This window comes from Synechococcus sp. H55.9 (assembly GCF_047462355.1).
In the GTDB taxonomy this organism is placed as follows: Bacteria; Cyanobacteriota; Cyanobacteriia; order Thermostichales; family Thermostichaceae; genus Thermostichus.
Genome location: NZ_JANSJB010000019.1, coordinates 1 through 7,847, shown reverse-complemented (window position 1 = coordinate 7,847; position 7,847 = coordinate 1). Strand labels below are relative to the sequence as shown.

10 protein-coding genes and 1 tRNA gene are annotated in these 7,847 nt (G+C 59.7%); 8 read left to right on the top strand and 3 right to left on the bottom strand.

Annotated features, from left to right (window positions below; all coding sequences use genetic code 11):
* Positions 1-617: 3'-5' exonuclease (locus NW857_RS04340; protein WP_414368048.1), on the top strand; the 617-nt coding region annotated here is incomplete at its 5' end.
* Positions 618-710: 93 nt separating this feature from the next.
* A complete protein-coding gene (gene nusB, locus NW857_RS04335; protein ID WP_414335161.1) occupies positions 711-1,565 on the top strand; it encodes a transcription antitermination factor NusB in 855 nt (284 codons plus the stop codon).
* Between the two features lie 5 nt (positions 1,566-1,570).
* Here the strand turns inward: nusB and NW857_RS04330 are convergent, their stop codons facing one another.
* Both NW857_RS04330 and NW857_RS04325 read right to left on the bottom strand, forming a co-directional pair.
* Complete coding sequence (locus NW857_RS04330; RefSeq protein WP_414335162.1) at positions 1,571-2,014, bottom strand: DUF29 domain-containing protein; 444 nt, start codon at positions 2,012-2,014, stop codon at positions 1,571-1,573.
* A 136-nt stretch (positions 2,015-2,150) separates the two neighbouring features.
* A tRNA-Gly gene (locus tag NW857_RS04325) sits at positions 2,151-2,222 on the bottom strand.
* 103 nt (positions 2,223-2,325) lie between these two features.
* On the opposite strand from NW857_RS04325, the gene ssuE reads away from it, so the two are divergent.
* The 3 genes from ssuE to NW857_RS04310 all read left to right on the top strand — a co-directional run bounded on the left by ssuE (position 2,326) and on the right by NW857_RS04310 (position 3,893).
* Positions 2,326-2,853 carry an NADPH-dependent FMN reductase gene (gene ssuE, locus NW857_RS04320; RefSeq protein WP_414335163.1) on the top strand — a complete coding sequence of 176 codons (528 nt, stop codon included), beginning with the start codon at positions 2,326-2,328 and terminating at the stop codon, positions 2,851-2,853.
* Between the two features lie 143 nt (positions 2,854-2,996).
* Positions 2,997-3,236 carry a preprotein translocase subunit SecG gene (secG, locus tag NW857_RS04315; protein ID WP_011433676.1) on the top strand — a complete coding sequence of 80 codons (240 nt, stop codon included), beginning with the start codon at positions 2,997-2,999 and terminating at the stop codon, positions 3,234-3,236.
* Positions 3,237-3,248: 12 nt separating this feature from the next.
* Positions 3,249-3,893 (top strand): YqiA/YcfP family alpha/beta fold hydrolase, encoded by a 645-nt coding sequence (locus tag NW857_RS04310; protein WP_414335164.1) that lies wholly within the window; start codon positions 3,249-3,251, stop codon positions 3,891-3,893.
* 9 nt (positions 3,894-3,902) lie between these two features.
* Here the strand turns inward: NW857_RS04310 and NW857_RS04305 are convergent, their stop codons facing one another.
* On the bottom strand, positions 3,903-4,979 hold the full coding sequence (locus NW857_RS04305) for an ABC transporter substrate-binding protein (RefSeq protein ID WP_414335166.1): 1,077 nt from the start codon (positions 4,977-4,979) through the stop codon (positions 3,903-3,905).
* 190 nt (positions 4,980-5,169) lie between these two features.
* Between NW857_RS04305 and upp the strand changes: the two genes are divergently transcribed.
* The 3 genes from upp to NW857_RS04290 all read left to right on the top strand — a co-directional run bounded on the left by upp (position 5,170) and on the right by NW857_RS04290 (position 7,598).
* A complete protein-coding gene (gene upp, locus NW857_RS04300; protein WP_414335167.1) occupies positions 5,170-5,859 on the top strand; it encodes a uracil phosphoribosyltransferase in 690 nt (229 codons plus the stop codon).
* Between the two features lie 175 nt (positions 5,860-6,034).
* On the top strand, positions 6,035-6,913 hold the full coding sequence (locus tag NW857_RS04295) for a hypothetical protein (protein WP_414335169.1): 879 nt from the start codon (positions 6,035-6,037) through the stop codon (positions 6,911-6,913).
* Positions 6,914-6,986: 73 nt separating this feature from the next.
* Entirely contained in the window at positions 6,987-7,598 is a 612-nt protein-coding gene (locus tag NW857_RS04290; RefSeq protein ID WP_414335170.1) for a tetratricopeptide repeat protein, read from the top strand.
* The last annotated feature ends 249 nt before the right edge of the window (positions 7,599-7,847 follow it).

Below are 7,847 nucleotides of genomic sequence, written 5' to 3'. Positions count from 1 at the left end.
GGGCCGGGCGTTCTCCCTGGGCAGAGGCGCTGAATGTGATTGTCCAAAGCCTCTACCGCAAGCCGGAAGAACTGTTTGTAGGTCACTACGTCATCGACCAGTTGGAGCAGGTGCTGGGATCCCTGCCTGAGGTCGATTGGCAGGAGATTGCCCAAGAATTTCAGGTGATTCTGGATCGCCACCTTAACAACCTGCCCTCGGAGATCTTTGCCTTCGACCCCGAGCCGGGCAGCATCACCGTCGCCACGCTGCACCGTGCCAAGGGGCTGGAATGGGATCAGGTGTTCATCCCCCAGGTGTCGGCCTACGAGTTTCCCGCCCAGCACGGGGAGCGACCGGTGGGGCTGAAGTTTTTGGAAGATGTAGACATGAAAGCAGAGGCCCTGGCCCAGTTGCGACAGCTCAGCCCCAGAAGGTATTGGGAGCTGCAGGCCAACTCTCCTACCGAACAGGCCTTTCTAGACTTGGCGGCAGAGCGGTTGCGGCTGCTATACGTGGGCATCACTCGCAGCAAACGGCGGCTCACCCTCTCGGTCTCCAGCCAATCCCCCTATGGCAAAGAGCAGAGTGCATCTTTGGCGTTTCGCGTGTTAAGCCGCCCTTCCGAAGCGAGTTGACAGCGAGGCCTCTGGTTCTTCCTTGCCCCGCGGCAGCCTGCTAGCATGGCTAAGCCCGATGGGGCAGTTGTTCAAAACCATGGGTATTCTGCAATGCAACCTCGGCGTGTTGCCCGCGAACTGGCCCTGCTAGGGGTCAACCAACTGCCGGCCACGGCGGCCAAACTGAGCGAAAAACAACTGGCGGACTTGCTGCTGGCAGCCATCCGCGCCCTGCAGGAAGAGACCCATGAAACTCTCTCCACGGCGGCGGCGGAAATTCAGCGCAGCGATCGCCTGCTGCACGAGAGTGATCCCCTGTTATTGGCTGCTTCTGATGCCAAGGAAGAGGGCGGATCTCGCTCCCTTACTGTCCGCCTTCAGCAGGCCCAACGACATCTGCAGCGCCTGGAAACGGCTCTGACGGAGACCAACGCCCGCGACACCGCGCCGGGAGAATTGCTGGAGCTGGCCCACCAAGCCCAAGTGGCCCTCAGCAACGCCGGCCAAGCCCTGGAACACATGGAACAGCGACTGCACAGCGTCCGCCACATCCTGGATGAGGTTGTGCAGTTGTCCCAACAGGCGGTCAACCGGCTGGGAGTTGCCTTGTCCATGCCAGAGCTACTGCACATTGCCCAATCTTCAGAAGTGCGCGCCTATGCTTTGCAACTGTTAACCGCTCTGCATGCTCACAAAGAGGCGATTGATGCTCGTTTGCAAAAGGTTTTGCTGGGCTGGCAATTGCAGCGGGTGGGTCGGATCGAACGCGATATCCTGCGCCTGGCGGTGGTGGAAATGGAGATCCTGGCCAGCAGCCCCGTTAAGGTCGCCATCAACGAAGCCGTAGAATTGGCCAAAAAATACGGGGATCCGGAGGCCGCCGCTTTCGTCAACGGCGTGCTGCGACGAGTGGTGGACAACCCGGTGGAGACCCACGGGGGCCCTGCTGCCGGTTCGGCGGGCTGAGCAGATCACGGGGGATCTTCCTTGCCAGGGTAAAAGTCGGGATCCATCACCTGCTCTAATGTGTAGGGACACTGGGCCGGCAGATCTGTCTCAGACAGGGGCGTTTCTCTCACCACCACCAGGATCCCGTCCTGATGAGCCTCTTGCAGGGCTGCCGAAAGATCGGGCTTGAGGCTGGGATTGTCCCTGAGCAACCGCTGGATCTGGCGGCGTTGTTCGGTGATCGTTGCCCGCCAACTTTTGCCTCGCAGGTGGGGCTGGAATTGCCACTTCAGCAGATGTCCTACCAGGATCCCCAGCCGGTTCAGCAATTCCCGGCGTTCTTGCCTGCCCAAAGCCTCGATTTCCTCCACCAAGTTGGCGATATCCAGTTGCTCCCACTGCCCCGCTCTCAGCAGTGCAGCTTGCTGTTGCGTCCAGGCATAGAAGTCGGACTCGTAAAGTTGCATGCTTGATTACCTAAGCGGACACCGACCCAAGAACTTCTACTGGCTCCTTGCCCCCCTCCAACTCGACATCGGCTCAGGGTAGGTTGGAACCGAATAATGATCGGGGGAAGAGGGTTTTGCTTGTCTGGTGTCAAGAAGCGGGCGATGAGACTCGAACTCACGACATCCAGCTTGGGAAGCTAGCGTTCTACCACTGAACTACGCCCGCACAGGACTGGGCCCGGCATCCTGAAGCCCTGTCCTTTCTAGTCTATCATCATCTTTCACGTGGGATCCCTGATACAACTGAGGCAGCATTCTGTCTGCAACCTATGTCCAGCATCCTCTTGCTCTCCGGTAGTCCCAGCGCTCCTTCTCGCTCGGAAGCCATTTTGCATCATGCTGCCGCGATCCTGTCGGATTTGGGGTTGACCACTCAGTTGGTTTCGGTGCGGGACTTGCCGCCAGAGGATCTGGCGCTGGCCAAGTTCGATAGCCCTCAACTCAGGGAGATCCAGCAAAAGGTGGCCCAAGCTGCCGGGATCGTCATCTCTGCTCCCGTTTACAAAGCCTCTTATCCAGGCGTGTTGAAGGCGCTGCTGGATTTGCTGGATCAAGACGCCTTTACCGGTAAAGTGATTCTCCCCATCGCCACCGGGGGAACCCTGGCCCATCTGCTGGCCATCGACTTTGCGATGAAACCTGTGTTGTCGGTGATGGGGGCCACCCATATTTTGAGAGGGGTTTACATCTTAAGTTCTCAAATTCAGTTTGATGCTGCCGGAACACTCCAGCTAGAGGCCGACATCGAGGAACGTCTGCAAGCCGGGATCCGCGCACTTGCCCAGGCGGTGAAATAATGGTCAACATTCCTGGAGAGAGCAGAGACGTCTGGGCCTGGCGACTGGATTTGGCAATGGCAGCGGTGCCGAGACAGAGTGCGCTAAGATGGGGCTTTAGGCGATAATGGCTTTGGCAACTTGCCCTACGGGGATCCTCTGCGATGGAAGCATTTTTTGAGTTTCTCTGGTCGGCCTCGGCCATCTTGCTGGTGATCTTGGTGCTGCTGCACAGCCCCAAGGGCGATGGGTTGGCGGGCATTGGTGGGCAGGCCCAGTTGTTCTCCAGCTCCAAAAGTGCCGAGCAAAACCTCAACCGCATCACCTGGACGGTGGCTACCCTTTTCCTCTCCATCAGCGTGGTGTTGGGCGCAGGTTGGCTTTCGGCAGCCACAGGGCCATAGGGATCTTTTTCCGTGTTGGCCATTTACCTGCATGGATTTGGCTCTGGGCCCCAGTCGGCCAAGGCAACTTTTTTTCGGCAGCGGCTGCAGCAGGTGGGGATCCCCCTTCAGGTGCCCGATCTGAACCAGGGCAATTTTGCCCAGCTCACCTTGACCCGCCAGATCCGGCAGGTTGGCGACCAGCTTGCCGAGATGAACTACCCTCCTGTCACCCTCATCGGCTCTAGTTTGGGGGGTTTGGTGGCCGCCTGGGTTGCCGAACAGCACCCTTGTGTGCAGCGCCTGGTGCTCTTGGCGCCGGCTTTCGGCTTTTTGGGCCATTGGCTGCCGCGGCTGGGGGCCGAGGCGGTGGAGACCTGGCAACGCACCGGACAACTCACGGTGTTTCACTATGGAGAAGGGCGCCCGCTGCCTTTGGAATACGGTTTTGTCACCGATGCCCAACGCTACCCAGATGGGGCATTACGACGGCCGGTGCCCACCCTGATTGTGCATGGGATCCAAGACGAAACCATTCCCATCCAAGCCAGCCGAGACTACGTGGCCCGTCGCCCCTGGGCCCAACTGGTGGCAGTGGAGAGCGACCACGCCCTGACCGATGTGTTGGAGCTCAGTTGGCCGGCTATCAGCCGCTTCTGTGGCTGGGTGACGGGGTAGTGTTGCCGGTCAGGCAGTGTAGTAGGCAGTGCCTTTATTGACGAAGTCCAGCGTATAGGCAGCCCGGTAGTTGATGGTTGGCTCAAACACGCCCGCCACCGTCATGCTGTCGAAGAAGTCTTGCCAGCGTTGGTCGGTCATGGCGCCAATGCCTTTTTCCAGCGCATCGCCGGACAAGATGATGCCGTACTCCTGCAACTTCTCGAAGCTGTAGGCCAATTGGGCATCGGTCATTTCCGGGTTGTCCTGCTGGATCAAGCGATACGCCGGACGGGGATCCTCTAGGAAGCTGTACCAGCCCTTGATCGAGGCATCCACAAATCGCTCCACCAAGTCGGGCCGGGTCTCCACCAGTTGCCGACGGGTTTCGATGGTGGTGGCGTAGGGTTTGTAGCCCAAATCCGCCAGGAGGAAGACCACCGGCTCGAATCCCCCTTCCTGCCGGATGGCAAAAGGCTCGGAAGTCAGGTAGCCCTGCTGAGCTGAGCTGGGATCCGCCAAAAAGGGGCCGGGGTTGAAGTTGTAGGGGCGAACCTGATCGTCGGTGAAGCCAAAACGCGCCTTCAAGTAGGGCCAGTAGGTGACAAGTCCCCCTTTCGAGACAAAAATAGGGCGGCCCTTGAGCTCCTCAAAGCGCTGGGTGCCGGGGTGGGCCATGAGGATCTGCGGGTCTTTTTGGAAAATGGCTGCCACACACACCAGGGGGATCCCTTCTCGCACGGCACTGATCACCCCTACGCTTCCCCCCATGGCAAATTCGGCAGCTCCACCGGCCAAAACCTGGGTGATGTTGATGCCGGGGCCACCCATCTTGATGGTGACATCCAGGCCATGCTCGCGGTAGATGCCGGTCGCCACCGCCTGATAAAAGCCGCCGTGTTCCGCCTGGGCATACCAGTTGGTGGCGTAGGAAACGCGCTCCAGGCCGGATCCCTGAGCCACGATCAGGGTGGGAGAGGGCTTGCGCCGAGCTTGGGCACCCCCCGCCGCCAACAGGCCGCCCCCAAGGGCTGCGGCCCCTACCTTGAGAAGTTGACGGCGGCTCAGAGCCTTGGTGGTCGATTCAGAGGGCCGAGACGAAACCATGAGCCATTCTCCCTAACCTGCTTTTTACAGGATACTAAGGTGGCCAAAGACGCATGTAAACAGCGACACCCTAGCAAACCCAAAACGCTTGGGCAGATCAGTATCTCCGGCTACCGGCATTTGCAGACGAGATCCAGTGGCATGCGGTTCCATCCATTGGAGTGCTTGCTTTCTGCCGAGGTAACCCGCTATGCTACCGCCCAGATTGAGGCGTCCTCTGGTGGCAAGTCAGCAGCTTCGTGTTTACGTACCTCCTCACCCGCTCATCAAGCACTGGCTAACTGTGGCTCGGGATGTGGAGACGCCCATGCCCCTGTTTCGCACGGCCATGTCGGAGCTGGGCCGTTGGCTGACCTATGAGGCGATGCGGGAGTGGATCCCCACCCAGACTGTGCAGGTGCAAACGCCCTTGGAACCCGTTGTCGCAGAGGTCATCGCGCCGGATACCCTGCTGGGCATTGTGCCGGTGTTGCGGGCCGGCTTGGCGATGCTGGAAGGTTGTCAGGCCCTTTTGCCGCAGGCACGGATTTTTCACGTCGGCATGGTACGGGACGAGGAAACGCTGCAGGCCAGTTGCTACCTCAATCGCCTTCCCGAGCGGATCCCCGCCCAGATGCGCATCCTCATTCCCGAGCCGATGTTGGCCACCGGGGGCACGCTGCTCTGGGTTTTGGATGAGCTGAAAAAACGGGGGTCCGATCTCAGCTTGGTCAGGATTGTCAGCGTCTTGGCAGCGCCTCCGGGGTTACAGCGGCTGGGATCCCACTACCCCATGGTGCAAATTTTCTGCGCCATGATCGACGAGCGGTTGAACGACCGAGGGTTTATCCTGCCTGGGCTGGGGGATGCAGGGGATCGCGCCTTCGGCACAGGACACTAGCCACGCTTACAGTGCGGGGCTTCCCGCCGCCCTTGAACCTACCCTAGAGGGTCATTTTGGCGGTTTGGGTTGCTCAACCTGTTGGATCATGGGTAATGTTGGCGCTTTGGGCATCCCGGTCGATTGGCCTGCTTGGACTTCTGAGGGTGCCGGCGCCTTTTCCCCTCCTGCGCCTATGCGACTTGTCCTGACCAGTTTGGATGGCAGCTTGCTGGATCTGGAATCCAACAGTTATGGTGCTGCCCGACAAGCCTTGGCTGCTCTGGAGCGCCGCTCCATTCCCTTGGTGCTCTACAGCCTGCGCACCCGCGCTCAACTGGAACATGTGCGGCGGCAGTTGCACTTGGAGCATCCGTTCATCTGTGAGGACGGATCCGCCGTTTACGTTCCCGAGCATTATTTCCCGGCGGGCATTTTGGACGAACGCTGGCAACACCGTCCTCCCTACTATGTGTATGCTCTGGGACTGCCCTATGCCCGCTTGCGCAGCATCCTGCAGCAGGTGCGTCAAGATTCCCGCTTGGATTTGATCGGGTTTGGAGATTGGACTGCCTCTGAGCTGGCGGCTGCCGCCGGGATCCCTTTGGAAGAGGCAGAGCGAGCGCAGCAGCGGGAGTACAGCGAGATTTTCAGCTATTCCGGGGATCCCGAAACCCTGCGAGAAGCCTTTGCCCAGCAAGAAGCTAACCTCACCCAACATCTGCTGCGGGTACGTCAGCTTCATTTCTCCAGCCTACCGCAATGGTATCTGACCGGATGGGTGCAGCCGGTTACAGAGCCCCATTTCTCGCCGGGGGAAGAGGCGGTACGGCGGCTGCTGGATTGCTACCAACGGCATTTGGGCCCTGTTCAGGCTTTGGGCATTGGCTGTTCCCCGCCCGATGTGGCCTTTTTGCGATGGGCAGAACGAAAAGTGGTGCTTCCCAGCCCAATTGCGGATAGCCTCTGGAATGAGGCCCTGCCCCAATGGCAGTTGGCTCAGCTCCCTGGCCCAGAGGGGTGGAACGAAGTGGTGTTGACGTGGTTGGAGGAAACAGATCATGGTGGTGAATAAACAGCAGCCCGGTCATCCGGCTATCCCCCTGAGCCTAAGAGCGGTGGGATGCCTGCTGAGTTGGGCGATGGCAATGCCTGCCCATGCGCAACCGCCCATGACCCTGCTGACAGGGGAGCCGACGGTCGCCCAACTGAAGGAAGACGGAGCCCGCTATCTGCAGATGGGCTTTCATACCTTGGCCGTCAACGCCTACCGGAGCGCGATTGAACTGGAAGAAAAAACCTTGGTGCTCCCCAGCGAACGGGATCCAGACGTGCCGTTTAACCTCGGCTTGATCTATGCCCGTCAGGGCAAGCTGGCGGAAGCGCGCGCCGCTTTTCAACGCTCGGTGGAGGTGGATCCCAGTAGTTTTAAAGCCCGCTATCAACTGGCTTTGGTGGATCTCAAACTGGGGAACCTGGTCGCAGCCAAAGAGCAGCTCACCCTCCTGGCCCAGGCCGCCAGCAACAATCCCGAAACCCACCGCCATCTTCAATCTCTACTGGCCCCCCTGGAGTCTGTTCCCTTGCCCGGCCAGCCCCCGGCTCGCCCTCCAGCCGTTGAGTCGGAAGCGGCCCAGCTCTTGCCCGAACCCCAGAAAACAGAAACAGCCACCCTGCCCACCGCAACGGAGACACAATTGCCGGAGAAGGAGAAACCTCGCTCGGCTCTGCAGCGGCTACGCCAACGGGAGCTGGACTAGCTCCCTCACCGACAGCCGATCGCGCCTGGCAGTCTTCTGAAGGCATGGGGCCGGCTACCAGGGATCCCGCTTGGGCTAAACGCCTCCCTTTTTGGACGCCGACTGAGGATCTTGGGTGCCTTTGGTGGTGAACACCGTGGTGAACATCATCAGCATGCCTCCCACCCAGATCAGCAGGGCCAATCCTCCGAACAGCCAATTCAGCCAAGTTTGGACTTCCATAGAGCTCTCCAGACTGCACAGGTAGCT

Bases quoted from the DNA above. Each gene is read 5' to 3' on its own strand.
- nusB (WP_414335161.1), top strand. From the start codon at position 711: ATGCAACCTCGGCGTGTTGCCCGCGAACTGGCCCTGCTAGGGGTCAAC.
- NW857_RS04330 (WP_414335162.1), bottom strand. From the start codon at position 2,014: ATGCAACTTTACGAGTCCGACTTCTATGCCTGGACGCAACAGCAAGCT.
- ssuE (WP_414335163.1), top strand. From the start codon at position 2,326: ATGTCCAGCATCCTCTTGCTCTCCGGTAGTCCCAGCGCTCCTTCTCGC.
- secG (WP_011433676.1), top strand. From the start codon at position 2,997: ATGGAAGCATTTTTTGAGTTTCTCTGGTCGGCCTCGGCCATCTTGCTG.
- NW857_RS04305 (WP_414335166.1), bottom strand. From the start codon at position 4,979: ATGGTTTCGTCTCGGCCCTCTGAATCGACCACCAAGGCTCTGAGCCGC.
- upp (WP_414335167.1), top strand. From the start codon at position 5,170: ATGCTACCGCCCAGATTGAGGCGTCCTCTGGTGGCAAGTCAGCAGCTT.
- NW857_RS04295 (WP_414335169.1), top strand. From the start codon at position 6,035: ATGCGACTTGTCCTGACCAGTTTGGATGGCAGCTTGCTGGATCTGGAA.
- NW857_RS04290 (WP_414335170.1), top strand. From the start codon at position 6,987: ATGCCTGCCCATGCGCAACCGCCCATGACCCTGCTGACAGGGGAGCCG.